Annotated in this window: 23 protein-coding genes; 8 read left to right on the top strand and 15 right to left on the bottom strand. The window is 64.2% G+C overall.

Annotation, left to right across the window (positions count from 1 at the left end):
* Positions 1 to 52: 52 nt before the first annotated feature.
* A complete protein-coding gene (gene galA, locus ACFC3J_RS01480; RefSeq protein WP_375194501.1) occupies positions 53 to 2,905 on the bottom strand; it encodes a beta-galactosidase GalA in 2,853 nt (950 codons plus the stop codon).
* 23 nt (positions 2,906 to 2,928) lie between these two features.
* Positions 2,929 to 3,672 carry a copper homeostasis protein CutC gene (locus tag ACFC3J_RS01475; RefSeq protein ID WP_375194437.1) on the bottom strand — a complete coding sequence of 248 codons (744 nt, stop codon included), beginning with the start codon at positions 3,670 to 3,672 and terminating at the stop codon, positions 2,929 to 2,931.
* Between the two features lie 183 nt (positions 3,673 to 3,855).
* Between ACFC3J_RS01475 and ACFC3J_RS01470 the strand changes: the two genes are divergently transcribed.
* The gene (locus tag ACFC3J_RS01470) at positions 3,856 to 4,665 is read left to right on the top strand and encodes a class I mannose-6-phosphate isomerase (RefSeq protein ID WP_375194436.1); all 810 of its coding nucleotides are present in this window, start codon (positions 3,856 to 3,858) and stop codon (positions 4,663 to 4,665) included.
* Positions 4,666 to 4,709: 44 nt separating this feature from the next.
* Entirely contained in the window at positions 4,710 to 5,312 is a 603-nt protein-coding gene (locus tag ACFC3J_RS01465) for a 5'-methylthioadenosine/S-adenosylhomocysteine nucleosidase (protein ID WP_375194500.1), read from the top strand.
* Between the two features lie 318 nt (positions 5,313 to 5,630).
* Here the strand turns inward: ACFC3J_RS01465 and ACFC3J_RS01460 are convergent, their stop codons facing one another.
* The 4 genes from ACFC3J_RS01460 to petA form a co-directional block, all read right to left on the bottom strand.
* Complete coding sequence (locus tag ACFC3J_RS01460) at positions 5,631 to 6,167, bottom strand: adenine phosphoribosyltransferase (RefSeq protein WP_375194435.1); 537 nt, start codon at positions 6,165 to 6,167, stop codon at positions 5,631 to 5,633.
* 74 nt (positions 6,168 to 6,241) lie between these two features.
* Positions 6,242 to 7,090: a cytochrome c1 gene (locus ACFC3J_RS01455; RefSeq protein ID WP_375194434.1), complete on the bottom strand. Its 849-nt coding sequence runs from the start codon at positions 7,088 to 7,090 to the stop codon at positions 6,242 to 6,244.
* A gap of 15 nt (positions 7,091 to 7,105) precedes the next feature.
* The gene (locus tag ACFC3J_RS01450) at positions 7,106 to 8,398 is read right to left on the bottom strand and encodes a cytochrome bc complex cytochrome b subunit (protein ID WP_375194433.1); all 1,293 of its coding nucleotides are present in this window, start codon (positions 8,396 to 8,398) and stop codon (positions 7,106 to 7,108) included.
* An 11-nt stretch (positions 8,399 to 8,409) separates the two neighbouring features.
* Entirely contained in the window at positions 8,410 to 8,976 is a 567-nt protein-coding gene (gene petA / locus ACFC3J_RS01445) for a ubiquinol-cytochrome c reductase iron-sulfur subunit (protein WP_375194432.1), read from the bottom strand.
* 192 nt (positions 8,977 to 9,168) lie between these two features.
* Here petA and ACFC3J_RS01440 point away from each other — a divergent pair, with 192 nt between their 5' ends.
* Genes ACFC3J_RS01440 through ACFC3J_RS01430 form a run of 3 tightly spaced genes read left to right on the top strand, consistent with a single transcriptional unit; the run spans position 9,169 to position 11,122 of the window.
* Complete coding sequence (locus tag ACFC3J_RS01440; protein WP_375194431.1) at positions 9,169 to 9,639, top strand: tRNA (cytidine(34)-2'-O)-methyltransferase; 471 nt, start codon at positions 9,169 to 9,171, stop codon at positions 9,637 to 9,639.
* 14 nt (positions 9,640 to 9,653) lie between these two features.
* Positions 9,654 to 10,517 (top strand): oxygen-dependent coproporphyrinogen oxidase, encoded by an 864-nt coding sequence (gene hemF / locus ACFC3J_RS01435; RefSeq protein WP_375194430.1) that lies wholly within the window; start codon positions 9,654 to 9,656, stop codon positions 10,515 to 10,517.
* An 8-nt stretch (positions 10,518 to 10,525) separates the two neighbouring features.
* Positions 10,526 to 11,122 carry a GNAT family N-acetyltransferase gene (locus tag ACFC3J_RS01430; protein WP_375194429.1) on the top strand — a complete coding sequence of 199 codons (597 nt, stop codon included), beginning with the start codon at positions 10,526 to 10,528 and terminating at the stop codon, positions 11,120 to 11,122.
* Here ACFC3J_RS01430 and ACFC3J_RS01425 read toward each other — a convergent pair.
* Positions 11,107 to 11,892 (bottom strand): hypothetical protein, encoded by a 786-nt coding sequence (locus ACFC3J_RS01425; protein ID WP_375194428.1) that lies wholly within the window; start codon positions 11,890 to 11,892, stop codon positions 11,107 to 11,109. The two genes, ACFC3J_RS01430 and ACFC3J_RS01425, sit on opposite strands and share 16 nt — an antisense overlap.
* Before the next feature lie 85 nt (positions 11,893 to 11,977).
* Between ACFC3J_RS01425 and lipB the strand changes: the two genes are divergently transcribed.
* The 3 genes from lipB (at position 11,978) to ACFC3J_RS01410 (ending at position 13,812) form a co-directional block, all read left to right on the top strand.
* Positions 11,978 to 12,691: a lipoyl(octanoyl) transferase LipB gene (gene lipB, locus ACFC3J_RS01420; protein WP_375194427.1), complete on the top strand. Its 714-nt coding sequence runs from the start codon at positions 11,978 to 11,980 to the stop codon at positions 12,689 to 12,691.
* A 64-nt stretch (positions 12,692 to 12,755) separates the two neighbouring features.
* A complete protein-coding gene (locus tag ACFC3J_RS01415) occupies positions 12,756 to 13,052 on the top strand; it encodes a hypothetical protein (RefSeq protein WP_375194426.1) in 297 nt (98 codons plus the stop codon).
* Between the two features lie 79 nt (positions 13,053 to 13,131).
* A complete protein-coding gene (locus ACFC3J_RS01410; RefSeq protein WP_375194425.1) occupies positions 13,132 to 13,812 on the top strand; it encodes a hypothetical protein in 681 nt (226 codons plus the stop codon).
* A 6-nt stretch (positions 13,813 to 13,818) separates the two neighbouring features.
* Here ACFC3J_RS01410 and queE read toward each other — a convergent pair whose 3' ends face one another.
* From queE to fliD, 8 genes are all read right to left on the bottom strand, one after another.
* Positions 13,819 to 14,466: a 7-carboxy-7-deazaguanine synthase gene (gene queE / locus ACFC3J_RS01405; protein ID WP_375194424.1), complete on the bottom strand. Its 648-nt coding sequence runs from the start codon at positions 14,464 to 14,466 to the stop codon at positions 13,819 to 13,821.
* Between the two features lie 4 nt (positions 14,467 to 14,470).
* Entirely contained in the window at positions 14,471 to 15,163 is a 693-nt protein-coding gene (gene queC / locus ACFC3J_RS01400; RefSeq protein ID WP_375194423.1) for a 7-cyano-7-deazaguanine synthase QueC, read from the bottom strand.
* Between the two features lie 45 nt (positions 15,164 to 15,208).
* On the bottom strand, positions 15,209 to 15,604 hold the full coding sequence (locus tag ACFC3J_RS01395) for a DUF3617 domain-containing protein (protein ID WP_375194422.1): 396 nt from the start codon (positions 15,602 to 15,604) through the stop codon (positions 15,209 to 15,211).
* 130 nt (positions 15,605 to 15,734) lie between these two features.
* On the bottom strand, positions 15,735 to 16,643 hold the full coding sequence (locus tag ACFC3J_RS01390) for an Hsp33 family molecular chaperone HslO (RefSeq protein ID WP_375194421.1): 909 nt from the start codon (positions 16,641 to 16,643) through the stop codon (positions 15,735 to 15,737).
* 170 nt (positions 16,644 to 16,813) lie between these two features.
* On the bottom strand, positions 16,814 to 17,743 hold the full coding sequence (gene argF, locus ACFC3J_RS01385) for an ornithine carbamoyltransferase (RefSeq protein ID WP_375194420.1): 930 nt from the start codon (positions 17,741 to 17,743) through the stop codon (positions 16,814 to 16,816).
* Between the two features lie 58 nt (positions 17,744 to 17,801).
* On the bottom strand, positions 17,802 to 18,992 hold the full coding sequence (locus tag ACFC3J_RS01380; RefSeq protein WP_375194419.1) for an aspartate aminotransferase family protein: 1,191 nt from the start codon (positions 18,990 to 18,992) through the stop codon (positions 17,802 to 17,804).
* Between the two features lie 143 nt (positions 18,993 to 19,135).
* Positions 19,136 to 19,534: a flagellar export chaperone FliS gene (gene fliS / locus ACFC3J_RS01375; RefSeq protein ID WP_375194418.1), complete on the bottom strand. Its 399-nt coding sequence runs from the start codon at positions 19,532 to 19,534 to the stop codon at positions 19,136 to 19,138.
* A 21-nt stretch (positions 19,535 to 19,555) separates the two neighbouring features.
* Positions 19,556 to 20,959, bottom strand: a complete 1,404-nt coding sequence (gene fliD, locus ACFC3J_RS01370; RefSeq protein WP_375194417.1) for a flagellar filament capping protein FliD — start codon at positions 20,957 to 20,959, stop codon at positions 19,556 to 19,558.
* Positions 20,960 to 21,181 lie beyond the last annotated feature (222 nt).

Here is a 21,181-nt window from a genome sequence, read left to right as displayed (position 1 = left end):
TCTGAAGGGACGGAAGTGAGGGTTGGAAGCCGCATACGGCCCAAAGCAGCCCTCACTTCCCGGCCAGCCGGACAGCGCCCAATATCCCTGATCTTTCGTCAGGATCCGATTGGATCAGCAGCGCGACCTCATGCGCGCCGGCGGGCACTATGGCTGCCATGGCGCCAACGCCACCCCGATCCTTCACCCCCGCGCGCCTGCCGTCGATCCAAAGCTCCGCGCGCCCCGCAACCTGATCGAGCAACAGCCGTCCGCCTTCGGCCTTGATCCGCCTGCGCTCCGGCAGGACGGCCCGCCAGATGCGCCACTGCGCCGCCTTGTCCGCCTCAACGGCGGTCCCGCTGCGGATGAAGGCCCAGAGATTATTGTCTCCGTCGGCAGGACGCAGCGCGGGATCTGGACGCTCGGCAAAGGCGGGAGACACACGCCATTCCGTCAGAAGCGCGGCCCGAGCCTGCACCGGGACAAAGGGCCGCACGTCGCTCGCGAGTACCGGCAGCACCAGCCGAACCGGCCGTAGCCCTTCGGCCTGCGCATCGATCGTCACCCGGCCCCGTCCCTCACCCGCCTGCACGATCAGCTGCGCCAGACCATTGAACAGAGAACGCTCCGGCGCCTTCTCGCTCTCATGGCAATTGGGATCGCCGTTGCCGATGCCGATCAGTGTCGCGCCCGACACGCCAAAGCACACCTTGCGCTGCTCCACCGGCACATGATGGCCACGCGCGTCGACGGCGTCGACCGTCACCGCCACGACATCCTCGCCGTCGCCCCGCAAGGCGCGCCGTGTGGGCGTCAGCCGCAGCGCCACCGCTGGCCCGGCCGTATGATGCGTCGCCCGCGCCATGACGCGGCCGCCTCTCAGCGCCTCGACCTCCAGCACACCCGGCACATAGGTCGCGGCGAACCTGTTGCCCATGATGCGGTCGCAATCCTGCTCGCCGATCACGCGGCCGTTGATCTTCACCCGCACCCGATCGGCATTGGCGCTGACCAGCAGGTCGATCGTCTGACCTTCCCGGCCCGGCCCATGACCCGACCATGTCCAGTGCGGCGCAACGCCCACCACCACCTCGTCATCGATCCACTGCGCGCGCCGGATGTCATAAGCCGTCTTGGCAAAGCCGCACAGGTCCAGCACGCCGAAAAAGCTGGCGATCGTCGGCCAGGCATAGGGGGTCGGCTCGCCATGATAGTCGAAGCCCGTCCACACGAAGCCGCCCGCGATAAAAGGCCGCTCGGCAATCGCCTTCCACGATGCCCGATGCGTCGCGCCCCAGGCTGCTGCTTCCTCGTCCATGGAGGAAATGACATGCCTGCCCGAATCGCTGGCGAACGCGCCCCGCGTCATGAAGGCGCTCGTATCCTCCGAACTGGTCGAGGGCCTGGCCGGATTCAGTGCATGGAAGCGGTCGTAATCGTCTGGATAATAGTTGAATCCCATCACATCCACGACCTGCGACACGTTATGCAGGGCGTAGAAAGAGCCGTTCATCGCTGCCGTTACCGGGCGGCTGTCGTCCAGCGCGTGCACCGCCGCGCGCATACGCCGCACCATCTCGACCCCGGCCTGCGTGCCCTGCATCGGCTCTTCATTGAACACCGACCAGAGGATGATGCTGGGATGGTTGCGATGCGCCCGCACCAGCCATTGCAACTGCGCCATATTTTCGGGTGCCGGATTGAAAATCCGGTTCTCATCCATGACCAGAAAGCCCATCTGGTCGCAGAGCGCATAAAATTCCGGCGCCTGCGCATTGTGAGAACAGCGTATGGCGTTGCAGCCGAAATCCTTGAGGCGCTGGAGCCGCCATGCCAACAGCGCATCCGGCACGGCGACACCCACCCCTGCATGGTCCTGATGCAGACATACGCCCTTCAGCTTCACCGTCTGGCCATTCAACAGAAAGCCCCGCCCGGCGTCGAAGGCAATGGAACGGAAGCCGATGGGGATGGTCCGCCGATCCTCCCCGTGAGGGCCCTTGACCTCCATCTCGACCGTATAGAGCCGCGGCGTCTCGACCGACCAGAGCAGGACATCGCCCGCCTCGATCAGCAGCTCGGCATGTCCCGACGCGAGAGGAGCGACTTGCGCCGCAACGGCCTGCCGCGCCACCTCCCGCCCGTCCGGATCGCGCAGCACCGCCGTCACCCCCACATCGGCGGGAGCATCGGAGACGCTTTCCAGCGTCACCGTAACCGGCACTGTCCATCGTCCGTCAACCAGCCGGGGATCACAATGCACGCCGTCGGTCGCAACGGACACGGCAGCCCGCTTCGCCAGCCAGACATGGCGGTAAATGCCTGCGCCCTCATACCACCAGCCCTCCATCGCGGTGGCATCCACCTGCACCGCGATGACATTCCCTTCCTCACCGAACCGGGCGAAGGGCGTGATGTCGACAATGACCGCATTATAGGCCGAGAAATTCCGGACGACGAGGCTGCCATTGACCCAGATGGTCGATCGCGTCGCAATGCCGCCGAACTGCAATTCCAGCCGCTTGGCCCGGTCGCTCTCCTCCAACCGGAAGCTGCGCCGATACCAGCCCATGCCGCGCGGCCGATAACCCTGCGAGACATTGGCGCTTTCGACGAAAGGCTGAAAAGACGCCCAGTCATGCGGCAGGCTGACCTGCTGCCAGTCACTGTCGTCCCAGTCGATCGCGGCCGCTCCACGCGCATTGCCTGCCTTGACCGAAAGATAGGTCTGATGGTGGCCGACCGGCGGGTCCAGCGGAATGTCGCCCTCGTGAAAGAGCCACCCCCGGTCCAGCAACAGCCGCGAAGGATCGCCCTGTGGCAGAGGAGGCCACTCCCTCTGGCCCAGACCGTGCAACTCGGGTGCAGGCTCAGCCGCACTGGCGGCGTCGGGAACCAATCCGGCAGCCATCGCCAGCATCATGACCTCCCGCCGGCTGAAGCAGTTCACGCGTCCAGCGCCGCGCGCAAGGCCTGGACTTCAGCCAGCGAGGTCCGCCGCGCCGCCCCCAGCGCAAAGCCCATCGTCAATGCCCGCGGGTCTGGCGCGTAGCCTTCCATGCTGGCCGACGCATGAACCGCCTGCACATCGGTCGCGGCGATCAGCTGCCGCACATTGGCTGCCCGGATGCCCGATCCCGGCATGATGACGATCCTGCCGCCGGCCCGCCGGTGCATGGCCGCCAGCACCGGCAGCGCGTCGAGCGCCTTCACCGCTCCGCCCGATGTCAGGATATGATCGAAGCCCAGCTCGACGGCCAGATCGACCGAGGCCAAAGGATCATCCGCCAGATCGATTGCCCGATGCAGCGTCAGCCCGATATTTCCACGTCTTTTCCGCATCGCCGTGACCCAGCCGCGCAGGGCATCCGCGTCCAGCCCCCCGTTGCGCACCGCGCCGAAGACCAGCCCGTCCACCCCCGCGTCGATCAGCGCCGCACCTTCCGCCACGGCCGTATCCAGCATGGCCGCATCATAAACAAAATCGCCATCGCGCGGACGCACCATGGCACGCACGGTTTTGCCGCCCGCCCGCAGCCTTTCGACCGCCAGTCGGGCCAGACCCGCCGATGGCGTCAGCCCGCCGAGCGCCAACGCGCCGCACAATTCGATCCGATCCGCGCCGCCCCTGATCGCGCTTTCCAGGTCCGGCATGCTCTCTACGCAAATTTCCAGCAGGATGCGGCTCATATATTCTCAAATGTCCTAAAAATGGGAGGCGGGGCCGGGACAAAGGCGATTGGCGGCTGTCCTTTCGCAAGGCTATTGTATAGCGCTACCATTGCCAAGCCCCGGCTAGCCGGGGTCTGAATTCAGCCCTTCTTTCGCGGCAGAGCCGCTTGCCTCGCGGAAAAGACTTTCATAAGGAACTGCATGACGACGACCCGCCTTCTTGCCCACGCGGTGGAAAAGCCCTGGGGCCGCACCGACATTCCCGGCCATATCGCCGCCGCCGACGGCAGGCGCATCGGAGAGCTGTGGTTCTCGCCAGAGCAGGACAAAAATCTGCCGCTGTTGGTCAAATATATCTTCACCAGCGAGAAACTGTCGGTGCAGGTCCATCCCAATGACGCGCAGGCGCAGGAATGTGGACTGGCGGGCGGCAAGTCCGAATGTTGGTATATCTTGGATGCGCGGCCCGATGCGCGGCTGGGCATCGGGCTGACCCGGGAGTTGACGCCTGAGGAACTGCGCGCCGCGGCGCTCGATGGCAGCATCGAAGGACTGATGGACTGGAAACCGGTCGAGCCGGGCAGCTTCTACTATATTCCGGCGGGGACCATCCATGCCATTGGCGGCGGCGTGACATTGGTGGAGGTCCAGCAGAATAACGATGTCACCTATCGCCTCTATGATTATGGCCGCCCCCGCGAATTGCATCTGGAAGAGGCCATGGCGGTCAGCCTTCCCGCGCCCTATGCGATGCCCGACCGCATCGTGCCGGCGACGGCGGAGGAAAGGCTGGTCGCCGGTCCCGGCACACCCTTCCTTCTCGACATGATGCAGGCCGGAGCGGGCACGCAGCAGCAGATCGAGGGCGAGACGCTATGGTTCATTCCGCTGGCGGGGGCCGGCACGATCGACGGGCAGCCGTGGCGGCAGGGCGAATGTTGGTTGATTGAGGGGAGCGCCGCCCTGACCGCAGATCAGCATATGAGCGCGCTGCTCGCGCGCTTGCCCTGACATAGCGGCGCGAGCAAAGGGAGGCTGCGATGCCGCGCGCGGAAATGATAGCGAACAAGCGGGTCCTGTTCGTGATGGCGGTGGAGGATGAATATGGTCCCCATCTCAAGGCCCGATTCGACCCGCTCATGATCGGCGTCGGGCCGGTGGAAGCCGCGCTCAATACCGGCATCGCATTGCATGACATGGAACGGCGTCAGTCCCTGCCCGATCTGGTCGTCTCGCTCGGATCGGCCGGATCGCGCATCTGCACGCTGGGCGAGGTCTATCAGGTCGCCAGCGTCTCCTGGCGCGACATGGATGCTTCGCGCCTTGGCTTTCCCAAGGGCATCACGCCCTTTTCCGACCATCCGGCCGAAATGCCGCTGCATACGCCGCTGGAATTGCGCGCTGCCCGGCTGTCTACCGGCGCGAATATCGTCGGCGGCGAAGATTATGCCGGGATCGATGCGGACATGGTCGACATGGAAACCTTTTCCGTGGTCCGCGCCTGTCAGCGCTTTGGGGTGCCGGTCATGGGGCTGCGCGGCATTTCCGACGGGCCGGGCGAACTGGCCGACATGCTTGGCTGGACGCAATTGCTCGCGCTGCTGGACGAGCGGCTGGCCCAGGCCGTGGACATGATGGCGGGCGCGCTAGGCGACTGAGGATCTGCGGGGCCGCCATTGGCCAATGGCGAACATAGAGCGATTTCCAGTCAGATGGCATCATCTGACGGTTAAGAAATCGCAGCAAACAAAAGACTTGGAGCGGCGGTCTGATTCAATCAGATCGAAAACCGCTCTAGTGCCCGGCAATCCCCGCTGCGACCAAACCGTGCTTTCAGCGCAGCGGATCTCGCGCCCCTCACGCTTGCGGGATGGCTGGGAAGGAATATTCGGGAGGTAAAGGGCCGCTTTCATCCTTACCGCCCATGTGCGAGCAGACTGGCGGTAAGGCCATGCCAGGCTCGCTCAACCACGCGGTCAATGCCCCTCAAAGGCGATGATCGCCTCTGACGCAACGCCATCCGCTTCCAGCGCCGCCATACCGCCCAGTTCGGGCAGGTCGATGGCGAACAGCGCCATGAGCACGGATGCCCCCTGTTCGCGAATCAGTTGCGCCGCCGCCAGCGCAGTCCCGCCCGTCGCTATAAGGTCATCCACCAGCAGCACCCGCGCTCCGTCAGGAATCTGTCCTTCATGCAGTTCGAGCCTGTCCGTGCCATATTCCAGCACATAATCGATGCCGACGGTCTTGCCCGGCAGCTTCCCCTTCTTGCGCACCGGCACGAAACCCGTGCCCAGCGCATGGGCCAGCGCCGCGCCCAGAATGAAGCCCCGCGCTTCGATCCCGACGATGAAATCCGGATCGAGCGGTCGGGCAATCGCAGCCATGCGTCCCACCAGTTCGCTCAGGCCCTGCCTGTCCGCCAGCAAGGTCGTGATGTCCCGGAACTGGATGCCCGGCTTGGGAAAGTCGGGAATGGTGCGGACCAGGGCCGCCAGACTGTCAGCGCTCATATCTGCCCTCAAAAGAAAAGGGGCCCGGTTCCTTCGAAACCGCGCCCCTCCCATTTTTCTGCGTCAGACCGTAATCAGGCGGCCTTCTTCTTGTCCGCCCAGATATTCTGATAGGCCATGTAAGCCAAGCCCGTTGCGATCAGCAGGAAGAAGATCGTCGCCAGACCCGCACGGCGGCGGTTTTCCAGCTTCGGTTCGGCCGTCCAGGTCAGGAAGGCCGCGACGTCCTGCGACATCTGGTCGACGGTCGCCTTGGTGCCGTCGCCATAGGTCACCTGACCATCGGCCGTCAACGGCGGCGCCATGGCAAGGTTCAGGTTGGCGAAATAGGGGTTGTAGTGCAGCCCCTCCGGCGTCTTCGCATCCGGGAATTCCTTCAGCAGTTCGGCCGGCTGCGGCTGGAAGCCCGTCAGCAGCGAATAGACATAGGCGCTGCCATGATGGCGGGCCTTGGTCATCAGCGAGAGATCCGGCGGGATCGCATTGTTGTTCGCCGCCGCCGCCGCGACATTGTTTGCGAAGGGCTTGGGGAAATAATCCGCAGGGATCGGGTCGCGGGTCGACATCTCGCCCGTTTTGGGATCGACGTCGGGGGTCTTGATCGCCCACTGCTTGGCGATCGCCTTGATCTCCGCTTCATTATAGCCAATGCCCTTGAGGTCGCGGAAAGCGACGAACTTCAGGCTGTGGCAGGCCGAGCAGACCTCCTTGAACACCTGAAAACCGCGCTGGAGCTGCGCCTGATCGAACTTGCCGAAGGGACCGTCGAACGAGAAGGACACTTCCTTGGGATTGCGGTGAAATTCATGCTCCACCGTGGCCGCGGGCGGTTCGGTGACATAGGCCACCGCGCCGACCAGGAAGGACACGAGCAGCCAGCCGGCAAAGAAGAGCCCGACAAGAAATGCGCCAATGCGTACCATGCCTGTCAACTCCCCTTATTCGGCCGCGACCGCGACGGGTTCGCCGTCGGTCTTGCCATATTTTGCCAGCACTGCCTCCGTAATCGAATTGGGCAGCGGCAGCGGCTTTTCGAAGCGCGAGATCAGCGGCAGGATGATCAGGAAATGGGCGAAATAATAAGCCGCCGCAATTTGGGAGATCATTACATAGGGTTCCGCCGCGGGCGCGCCGCCGCAATAGCCAAGCACCAGCACGTCCAGGATCAGGATCCAGAAGAACTTCTTGAAGGTCGGGCGATAGCTGCCCGAACGCACTGCCGAAGTGTCGAGCCAGGGCAGGAAGAAGAGCAGCAGGATCGACGCGAACATCGCCAGCACGCCCAGCAGCTTCGCGGGGACAAAGAAGAAGTCCACGGTAAAAGCGCGCAGGATCGCGTAGAAGGGCCAGAAATACCACTCCGGCACGATATGCGCAGGCGTCGAGAGCGGGTTCGCCTCGATATAGTTATCGGGATGGCCCAGATAGTTGGGCGCATAGAAGAGCATGATCGCGAACAGGATCAGAAACACGCCCGCCCCGAAACCGTCCTTCGCGGTGTAATAGGGGTGGAAGGGCACCGTGTCCTGAGGCCCCTTCACTTCCACGCCGGTCGGGTTCGACGAGCCTGGAATGTGCAGCGCCCAGATGTGCAGGATCACGACCGCCGCGATCACGAAGGGCAGCAGGAAGTGCAGCGAGAAGAAGCGGTTCAGCGACGCGTTGCCCGGCGCGAAACCGCCCAGCAGCCAGGTCTGGATCGGCTCGCCCACGACCGGGATCGCGCCGAACAGGCCGGTAATCACCTTCGCGCCCCAGTAGGACATCTGTCCCCAGGGCAGCACATAGCCCATGAACGCCGTCGCCATCATCAACAGGAAGATGACAAGGCCCAGCAGCCAGACCATTTCACGGGGCGCCTTGTAGGAACCGAAATAGAGGCCGCGGAAGATGTGCAGATAGACGACGATGAAGAAGAAGCTGGCGCCATTGGCATGAGCGTAACGCATCAGCCAGCCCGCATTCACGTCGCGCATCGTGTGTTCGACGGTGTCGAAGGCGACAGCGGCGTTGGCGCCATAATGCATCGCCATGACGACGCCGGTGACGATCTGGATGACGAGGGCCAGGCCGGCCAGAACACCGAAGTTCCAGAAATAGTTGAGGTTGCGCGGCACCGGATAGCCTGCGCCCACGGCGTTGTAGACGAGGCGCGGAAGCGGCAGCTTCTCGTCGATCCACTGCATCGCGGGATGCTTGGGAGTATAATGTTCAGCCCAGGGAAAGCTCATCTTATATCCCCTCAACCCACAAGAATGGCGGTGTCGGAAGTGAAGCTGAACTTCGGCACTTCCAGGTTCTTCGGCGCGGGGCCTTTGCGGATGCGGGCCGCGGTGTCGTAGGAAGACCCGTGGCAGGGGCAGAAATAGCCACCATATTCACCGCGATTCTCACCCTCGCCCGCGCCCAGCGGCACGCAGCCCAGATGGGTGCAGACGCCCATGGTGATCAGCCACTGCTTCTTGCCGTCGACGGTGCGCTCCTCCAGCGTCTGCGGATCGCGCAGGGTGGACGGATCGACCTTGTCGGCTTCGGCGATTTCCTTCTCGGTCAGGTGCCGCACGAACAGCGGTTGCGAGCGAAAGGTCGTCTTGATCGCCTGACCCGGCTGGATCGCGGAGAGATCAACCTCCGTCGACGCCAGGGCCAGAACGTCGGCGCTGGGGTTCATCTGGTCGATCAGCGGCACCACGACCGCGACCGCGCCGACTCCCGCAAAGCTCACGGCTGCGATGTTGATGAAATCGCGGCGGCGAACACCCTCGCCCCCCGATGGCCCCTCACTCTCCACATGCTCAACAGTCGTCATGCACCTCAACCCTTGCAAGAACGTCACTGGCCCCGCCGCATTGCCTGTTTGGCTATGATTATCGGGAGAGCCGCGGCGCCCAGGCAAGTGGACGCGCCTTTCCCCCTGGCGCGGTTTGCAGGCCTGATAACCGTAGGATACGCCCTTTGCCAAGCAATTTAGACAGGCTATGACAATTAACCGCACTGTTCTATGGCCCGGGCCATGCGTATTGCCCTTTATCAACCCGAAATCGCTGGCAATGTCGGCGCGATCCTTCGTCTTGCCGCCTGCTTTTCCGTGCCCGTGGATATCATCATGCCGATGGGGTTCGCCTTTTCCGATGCGAAGCTGAAGCGGGCCGCCATGGATTATGGCGCGTCGGCCGACATCACCCGCCACGCCAATTTCGAGACCTTCGATGCCGCCCGCCGGGCCGAAGGGCGGCGCCTGATGCTGATGAGCAGCCATGCTTCGCAGCGGTTGCCGGATGTCGAATTCCGCACGGACGACATATTGTTGATGGGGTCGGAAAGCGCAGGCGTCCCCGACAGCGTGCGCGATCTGGCCGATGTTCGCGTACGCATTCCGATGGCGCCGGGCTTTCGGTCCTTGAACATCGCCGTTTCGACGGGCATCGCGATCGCAGAGGCCCTTCGCCAGACTGGAAGTTTTCCGCAATGACTAAAGTCCCTGAAATGACATTGGCTTTGAATCCCCGGCAACAGGCCGCCCGCCATTGGTTCGAATCGCTGCGGGACCGCATCTGCGCCGAATTTGAAGCGATCGAGCGGGAGGCGGGGTCGGATGCCCGCTTCGATTACAGCGCATGGGACCGCGAAGCGCCCGGCCTGACGCTGGGTGAAGGCGGCGGCGGCGTGCGCGGCGTCATGAAGGGCAAGATATTCGAGAAGGTCGGCGTCAACGTCTCGACCGTAAGCGGCGCCTTCTCCCCTGAGTTCGCCAAGACCATCCATGGCGCGGCCGAAGACCCCCGCTTCTTCGCCACCGGCATCAGTCTGGTCGCGCATATGGCCAATCCGCATGTTCCCGCCGTGCACATGAACACCCGCTATCTGGTAACGGCGAAAAGCTGGTTTGGCGGCGGCGCGGACCTCAATCCCCCGCTTCCAAGAGACGAAGACACGGCCCATTTCCATGCGGTGCTGAAGGCCGCCTGCGATGCCCATGGTCCGGACCATTATCCCCGCTTCAGCAAATGGGCCGACGACTATTTCTTCATTCCGCACCGCAACGTCCATCGCGGCGTCGGCGGGATTTTCTACGATCACCTGGAATGCGGGGACGATGCCGCGTTCGAGGCCAATTTCGCCTTCACCCGCGATGTGGGCGAGGCGTTTCTCAAGGCCTTCCCGCCCATCGTCCGGCGCCGCATGAACGAGAGCTGGTCGGAGGCGGACTATGCCCAGATGCTGGAATGGCGCGGCCGCTATGCCGAATTCAATCTGGTGCATGACCGGGGCACGCTTTTCGGCCTCAAGACCGGCGGCAATATCGACGCCATATTGATGAGCCTGCCACCCATGGCCAGCTGGAGCTGACGCAGTTGATGAGCCTGACCCCGGTTCCCGACGGCCAGATCGCCACCATCGTCACCCATCTGGAGATGCGGGAACGGCCGCGTCCCGCGCCGATCCCGCCTGCGCCGCTGCGACTGGTGCCGTGGAAGGCCCCCGCGCTGGACGCCTATCGCGCGCTGTTCCGCCGCGTGGGCGAGCCGTGGCTCTGGTTTTCCCGGCTGGCGATGAGCGACGAGGCGCTCAGCGCCATCATCCACGACCCTGCCGTCCAGATCTATGCGGCGACCGACCCGCGCGGGGTCGAGGTGGGGTTGCTGGAACTGGATTTCCGGTCCCTGCCGGACTGCGAACTGGCCTTTTTCGGGCTGGTCCCGCAGCATGTCGGCAAGGGCTTCGGCAAATGGCTGATGGCGCAGGCCAAGGCGCTTGCCTGGCGTAAGGATGTGACGCGCTTCTGGGTGCATAGCTGCACGCTCGACAGCCCGGCGGCGCTGGGCTTCTACCGGAAGGCGGGATTCCTGCCCTATAAGCGGGAGGTAGAGATTTTTGCCGATCCGCGGCTGGCCGGGCTGCTATCGCCCGACGCGGCGCCCCATGTGCCGATGCTGGGTCAGCTTACGGCCTGACGATAGAGCCGGGCCAGCATGACCAGCATATAGACCTGCACCACCGTCGAAACGGCGGCGGCCGCCACGCCGCCGGTCAGCCGCCCGCCCGTCTGCCCGCCGATCAGCGTGCCGATCAGTCCGAAAACGGCCTGCGCGGCGCCGCCGACGATGGCCGACAGCAAAGTCAACACCAGCATGAAACCCAGCAGCCGCCAGAAATGCCCGCGGGTCAGCGCCCAGCCCTGACGCAGCGAGGTCATGACTCCCTCCGTCCCGTCAATCACCACCGGATTGAGGAGCAGCAGCCGCACGCTGGCGAAAATGGTGGCGATGACCACCCCCGCCCCAAGCAGCAGGCCCAGAGTCGCCCCCAGCGGCTTGGCGATCAGGGTCAGGGCAGTCACGACCAGCATGGCGGCGATCACCGCCCCGGCCAGAAAACCGGCCACCACCATCGCCGTGCCCAGCAAAACCGGCAGCCGCGCAAAGCTGAGGCGCAGCGCTTCGCCCACGCTGATACCAGGGCGCAGGGCCAGCGCGAACAGGGTCAGCGACCCGAACCAGATGATGACCACCGCCAGCATCATCGCGATCCAGAAGCTGCCCGGAACATGCGGCAGGCTCGATTCCGCCATATTCCAGTTCGCCAGTTCCGGGGGCGTCATTTCCTGAAGGATCAGTCCCGGCAGGGCGACGAACAGCAGGGCGACCGGAAACAGCAGGCTGCTTTCGCGCGAGACGAAGGCGACAGCCTCCTCCCAAGCCTTGCCGATGGACATTGTCGCCATATCTTTGTGCCCTGTTCTCTTTACGATGCCTAGAAATTTGCGGGTGAGACTTGATCGCTCGCCCGGCCCAAGTCAAGGAAACGCCATGCCGTCCCTGTCCCCGTCCGACCCCGCCCGAAATATCGAGTGGACCGTGGAATCCAGTCCGGTCGATTATCCGGCGGCGCTGGCCGATATGGAGGCGCGGGCAGCGGCAATATTCGAGGGCGATGCGACGGAGCGGGTCTGGCTGCTGGAGCATCCGCCGCTCTATACTGCAGGCACCAGCGCCAATCCGGACGAGCTGCTCGATCCGCGCTTCCCGGTGCATGATGCCGGGCGCGGGGGGCGCTATACCTATCATGGGCCGGGTCAGCGGATCGGCTATCTCAATATCGACCTGCGCGAACGGGGCAGGGATGTGCGCAATTTCGTCCACCATCTGGAGGGCTGGATGATCGGCGCGCTGGGCGATCTGGGCATCGCCGCCCGCCGGGCGGAGGGCCGCATCGGCATCTGGACCGACGATCTGGAGGGACGCGAGGCGAAGATAGGCGCACTCGGCATCCGGGTGCGGCGCTGGGTCACGCTGCACGGATTTTCGATCAACGTGAACCCCGACCTGTCCCATTTCGGGGGCATCGTGCCGTGCGGTCTTGCCGAGTATCCGGTGACCAGCATGGCGGCGCTGGGCGTAAAAGCATCGATGGCCGACCTCGACGCCGCTTTGAAGGCTCATTTCCCGGCCTTTATCGGGCGCTTGCGCCGCTGCCCCACGCCCGACGGGGAAGGGGTTGAGCAATGCGGGACAGGCCGCTAGGGTCGCGGCTTTCGCCAGGTGGGGGGCTACCGGGCATGCTTTTTAAGGCTTGAAGGAGACCCGGATGCGTCTTGACGCGAAGACGGTTTGGACGAGTTTGCTTGTGACGGGCTGCCTGGGGCTGGCCGGATGCGGCAGCAAGAAAGAGACCAGCACCACCGTCCCCATGAACCATATGGAAGTGGTCGACGGCACGGTCAGCGACGCCATGACCGATCTGGACGGCGTGCAAAGCGAAGGCGCCACGATGGCGCTGCCCGCCAACCGCAGCGACAATGCCGCCGCTCCCGCCGCCGCCGCGTCCACGGAGGACAAAGCGCAAAAGCCTGCCGCCGATACCGAAGTGCTGTCGGACCAATAGGGGGCTGGCAGGGGCGTTCAGCCGTGATACAGCCCCCTCCAGCCAGATCAAAAGCTGTTGTCCGACAAGGGGATTTTCGATGACTTTCCGTTCCGCTCTGCGTCTTGCCGCTCTGGGGCTGACGGTCATGACCGTGCAACCGGCGTCGGCGCAGTTCTTCTGGTCGCCGCCCGATTTCTCGACGCCGCCGCTGACCGATGCGGAGGCCGCGACGGCTCTGGGCCTGCCCGGCGCCACCGCGGCGGAGATCAAGGCGGGGCTGGTGTGGAACCTGCGCGCCGCGCTCAATGTCGCGGCGCTGCAATGCCAGTTCGAACCCACCCTGCTGTCTATCAGCAACTATAACGCGATGATCGCCCATCATGACGCGGAACTGGACGCGGCACAGGCGACGCTGCTCGGCTATTTCCAGCGCACCGTGGGCAAGGGGAAGCCGGGGCAGATGGCGTCCGACCAATATGGCACGCGCATCTATTCGGGCTATTCGACCGTGCAGGCTCAACGTGGCTTCTGCCAGGCGGCGGCGCTGGTCGGACGGCAGGCGATCTTCGCCCAGCGGGGCACGCTGAACGAAGTGGCGCGCGGCGGCCTGGGCTCCATCAAGAAATCGCTGATCCTCGCGGGCGAGCAATTTTATGGCGATCCGGGGCGCAGCTATTCGCTGAACCTGCCGTCTTTCGATCCCAAATGCTGGAAGAAGGGCAAGATGGTGCCCGCCTGTCAGATTGCCTGGAATCAGAAGACCGGCGCGCAGCCCTGAAGAGGATTAACGCAAGCCCAGATATTTGTGCGACTGGAGGCTGAGCCGCCAGCGCGGGCGGGCCATGACCAGATCGACCGCCGCCTGCACATTTTCCGCAGCCTTGGGGTCATCGAGCGGCTGAACCAGCAAATGGTCGAATGCCCAATCCTCCATCGCCTCCACATCGGCAAGGCTATGCCCCCGCCCCGGCTGCGGCCAGACCAGTTTCAGCTCATTGCCGCGACGCTGAACCACCTCGCTTCCGGCTTTGGGGCTGATGCAAACCCAGTCCAGCCCCGGATGCGCGGGCAAGGTTCCGTTGCTCTCGATCGCAATAGCAAAGCCGCGCGCGTGCAACGCGTCCACCAGCGCGTCGTCGATCTGGAGCATCGGCTCGCCGCCTGTCAGGACGATATAGCGCCCTTCTTCGCCCGCGCCCCAAAAAATCAGAGCCGCATCGGCAAGACTCTCCGAATCGGCGAACCTGCCGCCGCCCTCGCCGTCGGTGCCGACGAAATCCGTATCGCAAAACCGGCAGATCGCAGTTGTGCGGTCCTGTTCCCTCCCGGTCCACAGGTTGCAGCCGGCAAAGCGCAGGAACACCGCCCGGCGTCCGGCATGCACACCCTCCCCCTGAAGCGTGAGGAACATTTCCTTGACGGCATAGCTCATGGCGTCAGGGCTTTACCGCATAAATGGTGGGATCGGGCAGGCCCGCTTCCTCGAACCCCTTGGATCGCAGGCGGCAGCTGTCGCACAGGCCGCAATGCTTGCCGTCGGGCGTCGGATCATAGCAGGACCAGCTCATCCCCGCGTCCAGCCCCAGCCGATGCGCTTCCCGCACGATGTCGGCCTTGCTCATATGCTGGAGCGGCGCGTTGATCCGGATCGGATTGCCCTCGACCCCCGCCTTTGTGGCAAGCGCCGCCATATTCTGGAAGGCCTCGATAAATTCGGGGCGGCAGTCGGGATAGCCGGAATAATCGAGCGCATTGACCCCGATATAGATGTCGTTCGCGCCCGCAACCTCCGCCATCCCCAGCGTCAGCGACAGAAAGATGGTGTTGCGCGCAGGCACATAGGTGACCGGAATGCCCTCTCCAACGCCACTCTTGGGCACGGCGATGTCGGCGGTCAGGGCCGATCCGCCAAAGGCGCTCAGATCGAGCGGCAGGACGATATGCGAAAGGGCGTTGAGCGCCGACGCGACGCGCGCGGCCGCCTGCAATTCCAGACGATGGCGCTGATTATAATCGATCGTCAGCGCCAGAACGCGATAACCGGCTTCGCGCGCGAGACCTCCCGCGACCATGGAGTCGAGTCCGCCCGACAGCAGAACGACGGCGAATTTTCCTTCATTGGCAACCATGGGTTCGCGCTACCCCTCCCGGCGCATGAGCGCAAGCGGGTCGACTCAGGAACAGGGGCGCACCCACCGTCCCTCCAGCGCGAACTCGAAAGGGGCACCATCGGCAATGCCCTGCGACTGGATCTGAACGAGCCGCGCCGTTTCGACGCGCAGATCGGTCCGTCCATTGCCCGCGCCGCCACATTCATAGGTCACGATCAGGCGGGTCGGCGTCTCGCTGACGGTGAAGCTCCGGCAGCTCGCACGGGCATGGCGAACCTGCAAAAACTGGCGGAAATCGGAAATGCAGAGCCGCCGGACCTCGCCCCCGCCGCCGCGCTCCCGCAATTCCCATTCGCCCGGCTCCAGCCCCTTGGCGAGCCGGGGCGAAGGCGCAACCGCCCCCGCGGGCCAGGCCGCCATCATCATCGCCATCACTGCCATCAGGGTGCGCAAACCCATTCGTCCAGCCTTCATCTGTTGCGCGCCGTGCACGCGGGAACGCGACTCCGCCAAACCCCTTGCCTCCCAATTGCGGCAATTTGATAGCGAAATGATTCCCCGCGGGCGGCAGCGACGCGGGATGGCGCGGTCAGCCCTGCCCGAAACTGTCGAGCGCCACCGGGAACATGCGCGAGCAAAAGGCGCAATCGACGCCGATGATCCCCTGATCGTCGGCCATTTCGGCCCGCTCCTCCGCCGGGAATCGGCCGATCACGCTGCGGATATGGCCAAGATCGCAGCGGCAACCCTTGGTGAGCGCAGTCGGTTCGGTCACCCGCACCTCATCCTCTTCATGGAACAGGCGCCAGACGATGTCGGTGAGCGGCAGGCTGCCATCCGTCAGCTCTGCATCCTGGAGCGTATGCGCCAGTGCCTGCACATGCTCCCATTCGGGATGGTCGTGACGCACATGCAATCGCTCGCGCCCCACCTCGCCCTCCGGCAGATGCTGAAGCAGCAGGCCCGCAGCCAGACAGCCCTCGCCCGCATCATGACGGGTCGCGATCTGGATGATGCTGGGAATCTGTTCTGACTGGAAGAAATAATGCTCTGCCGCGTCGGCGAGCGATTCGCCGTCGAGCGGCACAATGCCCTGATAGCGCTCGCCCGATACCGCCTGATCGAAGGTAATGGCGAGATAGCCCTTGCCGAACAGGCCGAACAGCGTCGGATTGGCGCCCAGCTCTGCCAGCCGGTCGGCGTCGAACTTGGCATAGCCGCGCACTTCGCCGCCCTTGTAATCGGCGACCAGCAGGCTGACGACGCCATTTTCAGTCTGCGCCTGAAGGGTCAGCTGCCCGCCCGCATCCTTGAGCGTCGTGCCGAGCAGCCCCGCCAGCACCAGCGCGGAGGCCAGCAGCCGCTCGATCTGCGGGGGATAGGCGTGCGCGGCCAGCACATCGTCAAGGACCGGTCCCAGCCGCACGATCCGCCCGCGCGCATGACGCGAGGGGATGGTAAAGCCAAGGGCCTGGTCGAGCGAAGCGGTTGAGGTCAAGTCGGACTCCGTGGGACCCGTGATCGCACGGGCCAGTCAAATGCTGCCGGAGCGCGCTGCGTCAAATCAGACGCAGCGCGCTCCAAGCTCTTGTTGGCGCATCGTTTTAAGCGGGAAATCGGTTCCCACTTTCCCGCACGATGCCCTAGATAGGAAGGCGGCCGCCAAACTCAACCGAGGCGACCAAGCGCCCAGAGCAGCACCGACTTCTGGGCATGGATGCGGTTTTCCGCCTCGTCCCAGATCACCGACTGCGGCCCGTCGATCACCGCTTCCACCACTTCCTCGCCGCGATGCGCAGGCAGGCAGTGCAGGAATTTGGCTGTCGGCCTGGCCAGCGCCATCAGATCAGGCGTCACCTGATAGGGCATCATCGCCTTCAATTTTTCCTCGGCATGGGCCTGACCCATGGAGATCCACGTATCGGTGACGACGATATCGGCGCCCGCCACGGCCGCCTGCGGATCCCGGCTGTGGATGATCTGCGCGCCCAGTGCACGGGCCTCCGCTTCGAAGGACGGATTGGGATCATAGCCCTCCGGTACGGCGATGCGCACGTCAAACTTCATCAGCCCCGCCGCCTCGACGATCGAGTGGAGGACATTGTTGCCGTCGCCCAGCCACGCCCACTGGCTGCCGGGCAGCGCCACGCCATGTTCCACCACGGTCAGCAGGTCCGCGACGATCTGACAGGGATGCGACATGTCGGTCAGGCCGTTGATCACCGGAACCGTCGCATGATGCGCCATTTCCTCGATCTTCGCATGATCGTCGGTGCGGATCATGATGGTGTCGCACATGCGGCTCAGCACGCGGGCGGTATCGGCGATCGTCTCGCCCCGGCCAAGCTGGCTGGTCGCGCCGTCCAGGATCAGCGACGTGCCGCCAAGCTGACGGATCGCCATGTCGAAGGATACGCGGGTGCGGGTCGAATTCTTCTCGAAGATCATCGCCAGCGTATGCCCGGCGAGCGGCGCATCCGCATCGGCCCGTCCCTTGGGCCAGCTCTTGCGCGCCGCCTTCCGGTCGATGGCGTCGGCAATCATGGCGGCGATCGCATCGCCGCCGGCATCGGATAGATTCAGAAAATGTCTGGTCATGATAACCCCCAATCCCAGCCTCCGTCCGATCGCGTCGAACGGAGGGGGATGATTGGCGTCAGGCCGCGTTCGCGAAGCTCCGCGCACCGGCGGAAATCTTCTCGATGCACTCGGCGATATGGCTTTCCTCGATGACGAGGGGCGGCAGGATGCGCACGACATTCTGCCCCGCCGACACCGCCAGCAGGCCATGATGGTCACGCAGATGCGCCACGAAATTGCGCGCATCATAGCTGTCCGTCATCTTGACGCCCAGCATCAGGCCCATGCCCCGCACGTCCACGAACATGCCGTCATGATTGGGGATAAGCTGCTCCAGCGCCGAACGCAGACGCGCGCCCATCGCCTTGACATGATCGAGGAAGCCCTCGCCCAGCACCTCGTCCACCACGGTCAGACCGACCGCCATGGCGAGCGGATTGCCGCCATAGGTCGATCCATGGGTGCCGAACACCATGCCCTTGGCCGCTTCCTCCGTCGCGAGGCAAGCGCCAAGCGGAAAGCCCGCGCCGATGCCCTTGGCCACCGCCATGATGTCGGGGGTCAGGCCATATTGCTCATGCGCGAAGAAGGTGCCGGTGCGGGCGTAGCCGCACTGCACTTCGTCCAGGATCAGCAGCAGGCCCTTCTCGTCGCACAGCTTGCGCAGGCCGGAGAGAAATTCCTGCGTGGCAGGCGTGACGCCGCCCTCACCCTGCACCGGCTCCAGCATGATCGCTGCCGTGTCTTCATCGACCGCAGCAGTGGCCGCCGCCAGATCGTTGAAAGGCACCACGTCGAAACCGGGCAGCAGCGGCTCGAACCCGTCGCGCATCTTGGGCTGGCTGGTGGCGGAGATCGTTCCCAGCGTCCGCCCGTGGAAGGCGTTGTCGAAGGTCACGATCTTGTGCCGGTGCGCCTCGCCATTGGCATAGTGATAGCGGCGCGCCGTCTTGATCGCGCACTCGACCGCCTCGGCGCCCGAATTGGTGAAGAACACCGTGTCGGCAAAGGTCGTGTCGACGAGACGCTGCGCGAATTTTTCGCCCAGCGGCATGCCGTAGAGATTTGACGTATGCATCAGCGTCGCGGCCTGATCGGCAATGGTCCTGACCAGTTTCGGATGGCCATGGCCCAACAGGTTGACCGCGATGCCGCTGGCGAAATCCAGATAGCGCTCGCCGCGTTCCCCGATCAGATAGCAGCCCTCGCCTCGGACCGGGCGTACATCGCACCGGGGGTAAACGGGCATGAGCGGCGTAATCGACATGGACCTTCCCTTTCTGGGCTGATGTGTAACACGTTCCGAAACGCAAAAAGGCGGCCCCCGCCGGGCCGCCCTTTGCGAGCGCTGCCTATACAGGGGCGCCCCCAAAGGCGCAACCCCATGCGACAGGGACGGGATTGGCCTTTTTACCCGATCTGGTTCCACGCCTCGGCAATCTCGCCGATCATGACGCGGGCCTGTTCGACCGGCTCGGCCTTGCGTTCCTTGGCCCCCACCAGCAGCAGGCGGCGGGCTTCGCGATAGATTTGTGCAAGGCCGGTCGCGATATCGCCGCCCTTGTCGAAATCCAGGCTCGATTCGAGCGCGAACAGGATCGACATGGCACGGGCCTGCTTGTCCGACACCTTGATGCGGTCGCCGCTCCGTTCGGCCAGCGCGGCGGCGTCCAGCGCCAGCAGCAGTTCGTCGAACAGCACCTTGACCAGCGCATGGGGCGTCGCCCCCTCTATCCGGCTGCCCGAATGCACCGCCGCATAACGGCGCGCCGCCATGCCGCCACCAAAGCTGCCATGATTATAAAACATGTCCGTGCTGACCCCTTTTTATCAATTGTCGCTCTTGGTCCAGAGCGCCACCTGCTGCTCCAGATAGCTCTGCGTCGCCTTCATGGCGGACAGCCGGGTTTCCATGGCCGAATAGACCTTGGTCAGCTGCGCCTGATAATCCGTCATCTGCGAGTCCAGCTTGTCGAGCTGATCGCTCAGATCGCTGGCCAGCGCCTTATATTTGCTTTGCGACGTAGCGAGCGGGCCGCCATCCTTCTGGATATTGTCGCGCACGCTGTCCATCATCCCGGCCAGACCGATGTTGGTGGCCGTCTTGACCGAAGGGTTCAGCATCTGCGTGATCGCCGTCGGGTCCGCCGCGATCGCCTTGTCCAGCGCCGCCGTGTCCAGCGACAGCGTGCCGTCGCGATTGGTGCTGACGCCGATGTCGTTCAGCGTCCGGTATGTTCCGCTGCCCGTCAGCGCGGTCGACACCATGGCCGACAATTGCCGCTTCATGTCGCGGATCGACGATTCGCCGTTCAGCACGCCCGCATTCGACGAATCCGTGCCAGTCGCCGTCGCCGTGTTCAGCGCCTTCATCAGTGTGTTGTAGGCGTCGACGAATTCGACCATCAGGTCGCGCATCGACGTCGTTGGCTCGCTCGTCGCCAGCGTGACCATGGTGCCGGGCGCAGCTTTGTTCAGGTCGATCCGCAGGTAGGAAATCGCGCTGTCGATCGTGTTGCTGGCATAATGCTGCTCTACACCGTCCAGCTTGATGATCGCGTCCCTGGGATCGGACTTGGAGACCATCGTGCTGCTGTCCGTGCCGCTCCAGGCGAATTGGGCAAGATCGGTTCCCGACACGCTGGTCAGGGAAAAATCATTCGCTGCGCCGGTCTGCCCCTTTAGCACCAGCCGCGTGCCCTGCGTATCGGTCACGACCGACGCCGTGACGCCCAGACCCGCATTGTTGATGGCGGTGGCGAGGCCGGCATAGCTGTTGTTGGTCGAACCGATGGTGATGGTGGCGCTGCTGCCGCCAACGCTCAGGGTCAGCTGGCCCTCGCCAACCGCCGTGCTGGAGGTGGCACCGGACACGGGTGTCGACGCCAGCGTCCGAGCCGAGGCCAGTTGCTGCACCTCGATCTGCGCGGGCAGCCCGGCGGGCGTGCCGCCCGGCAGCGCGCTGACCGCGGCGATGCTCGTGTCGTTGGAAGCGGGCGTCCCCGAATAGCCGGTGCCCGACAGCAGGCTGCTCAGGGCATCGGCGAAGGTGTCGAGCGAGCTGGAGGCCGAGGCCAGCGCCGAAATGCGCGCGCTGTTCGTCGTCTGGCGGCTGGTGATGGCGGTCTGCTTGGGCTCCTTGGCCGCGCTGACCAGGCTGGAAACGAGCGAGGCCGTGTCGATGCCCGATCCCGCGCCAAGCGCCGTCAAGATGCTGCTGCTCACCGAAGTCATTGGGCCGTCCTTTCAAATGCAAGAACGGCCCTAAGCCCAAGACCTTTAGGAATGATTTGCGTCAGGGTTCAAAAAAGCAAAGCCGAGTCTCGCTGACTGTCTGCAAGTGCGCCTTTCGGCCCATGGCGGCGGCACCCCTCTCGCCCGCGATCCGGCTACCCAACGGAAGTATCATATAATTGGCCGGGTCGGGCAGAGGGCTGGCACGGCATCGAGATGCGC

It is taken from the genome of Sphingobium sp. (genome assembly GCF_041987595.1).
Classification (GTDB): domain Bacteria; phylum Pseudomonadota; class Alphaproteobacteria; order Sphingomonadales; family Sphingomonadaceae; genus Sphingobium.
This window is presented reverse-complemented; position numbering and strand designations above follow the sequence as displayed.

Excerpts from the sequence above, each read along its gene's own strand:
- ACFC3J_RS01465 (WP_375194500.1), top strand. The coding sequence starts at position 4,710 with ATGATAGCGAACAAGCGGGTCCTGTTCGTGATGGCGGTGGAGGATGAA.
- ACFC3J_RS01410 (WP_375194425.1), top strand. The coding sequence starts at position 13,132 with ATGACTTTCCGTTCCGCTCTGCGTCTTGCCGCTCTGGGGCTGACGGTC.
- ACFC3J_RS01415 (WP_375194426.1), top strand. The coding sequence starts at position 12,756 with ATGCGTCTTGACGCGAAGACGGTTTGGACGAGTTTGCTTGTGACGGGC.
- ACFC3J_RS01470 (WP_375194436.1), top strand. The coding sequence starts at position 3,856 with ATGACGACGACCCGCCTTCTTGCCCACGCGGTGGAAAAGCCCTGGGGC.
- lipB (WP_375194427.1), top strand. The coding sequence starts at position 11,978 with ATGCCGTCCCTGTCCCCGTCCGACCCCGCCCGAAATATCGAGTGGACC.
- ACFC3J_RS01475 (WP_375194437.1), bottom strand. The coding sequence starts at position 3,672 with ATGAGCCGCATCCTGCTGGAAATTTGCGTAGAGAGCATGCCGGACCTG.
- ACFC3J_RS01455 (WP_375194434.1), bottom strand. The coding sequence starts at position 7,090 with ATGGTACGCATTGGCGCATTTCTTGTCGGGCTCTTCTTTGCCGGCTGG.
- queE (WP_375194424.1), bottom strand. The coding sequence starts at position 14,466 with ATGAGCTATGCCGTCAAGGAAATGTTCCTCACGCTTCAGGGGGAGGGT.
- queC (WP_375194423.1), bottom strand. The coding sequence starts at position 15,163 with ATGGTTGCCAATGAAGGAAAATTCGCCGTCGTTCTGCTGTCGGGCGGA.
- ACFC3J_RS01380 (WP_375194419.1), bottom strand. The coding sequence starts at position 18,992 with ATGTCGATTACGCCGCTCATGCCCGTTTACCCCCGGTGCGATGTACGC.
- ACFC3J_RS01440 (WP_375194431.1), top strand. The coding sequence starts at position 9,169 with ATGGCCCGGGCCATGCGTATTGCCCTTTATCAACCCGAAATCGCTGGC.
- fliS (WP_375194418.1), bottom strand. The coding sequence starts at position 19,534 with ATGTTTTATAATCATGGCAGCTTTGGTGGCGGCATGGCGGCGCGCCGT.
- fliD (WP_375194417.1), bottom strand. The coding sequence starts at position 20,959 with ATGACTTCGGTGAGCAGCAGCATCTTGACGGCGCTTGGCGCGGGATCG.
- ACFC3J_RS01450 (WP_375194433.1), bottom strand. The coding sequence starts at position 8,398 with ATGAGCTTTCCCTGGGCTGAACATTATACTCCCAAGCATCCCGCGATG.
- ACFC3J_RS01460 (WP_375194435.1), bottom strand. The coding sequence starts at position 6,167 with ATGAGCGCTGACAGTCTGGCGGCCCTGGTCCGCACCATTCCCGACTTT.
- ACFC3J_RS01395 (WP_375194422.1), bottom strand. The coding sequence starts at position 15,604 with ATGGGTTTGCGCACCCTGATGGCAGTGATGGCGATGATGATGGCGGCC.
- argF (WP_375194420.1), bottom strand. The coding sequence starts at position 17,743 with ATGACCAGACATTTTCTGAATCTATCCGATGCCGGCGGCGATGCGATC.
- hemF (WP_375194430.1), top strand. The coding sequence starts at position 9,654 with ATGACATTGGCTTTGAATCCCCGGCAACAGGCCGCCCGCCATTGGTTC.
- petA (WP_375194432.1), bottom strand. The coding sequence starts at position 8,976 with ATGACGACTGTTGAGCATGTGGAGAGTGAGGGGCCATCGGGGGGCGAG.
- ACFC3J_RS01430 (WP_375194429.1), top strand. The coding sequence starts at position 10,526 with ATGAGCCTGACCCCGGTTCCCGACGGCCAGATCGCCACCATCGTCACC.
- galA (WP_375194501.1), bottom strand. The coding sequence starts at position 2,905 with ATGATGCTGGCGATGGCTGCCGGATTGGTTCCCGACGCCGCCAGTGCG.
- ACFC3J_RS01425 (WP_375194428.1), bottom strand. The coding sequence starts at position 11,892 with ATGGCGACAATGTCCATCGGCAAGGCTTGGGAGGAGGCTGTCGCCTTC.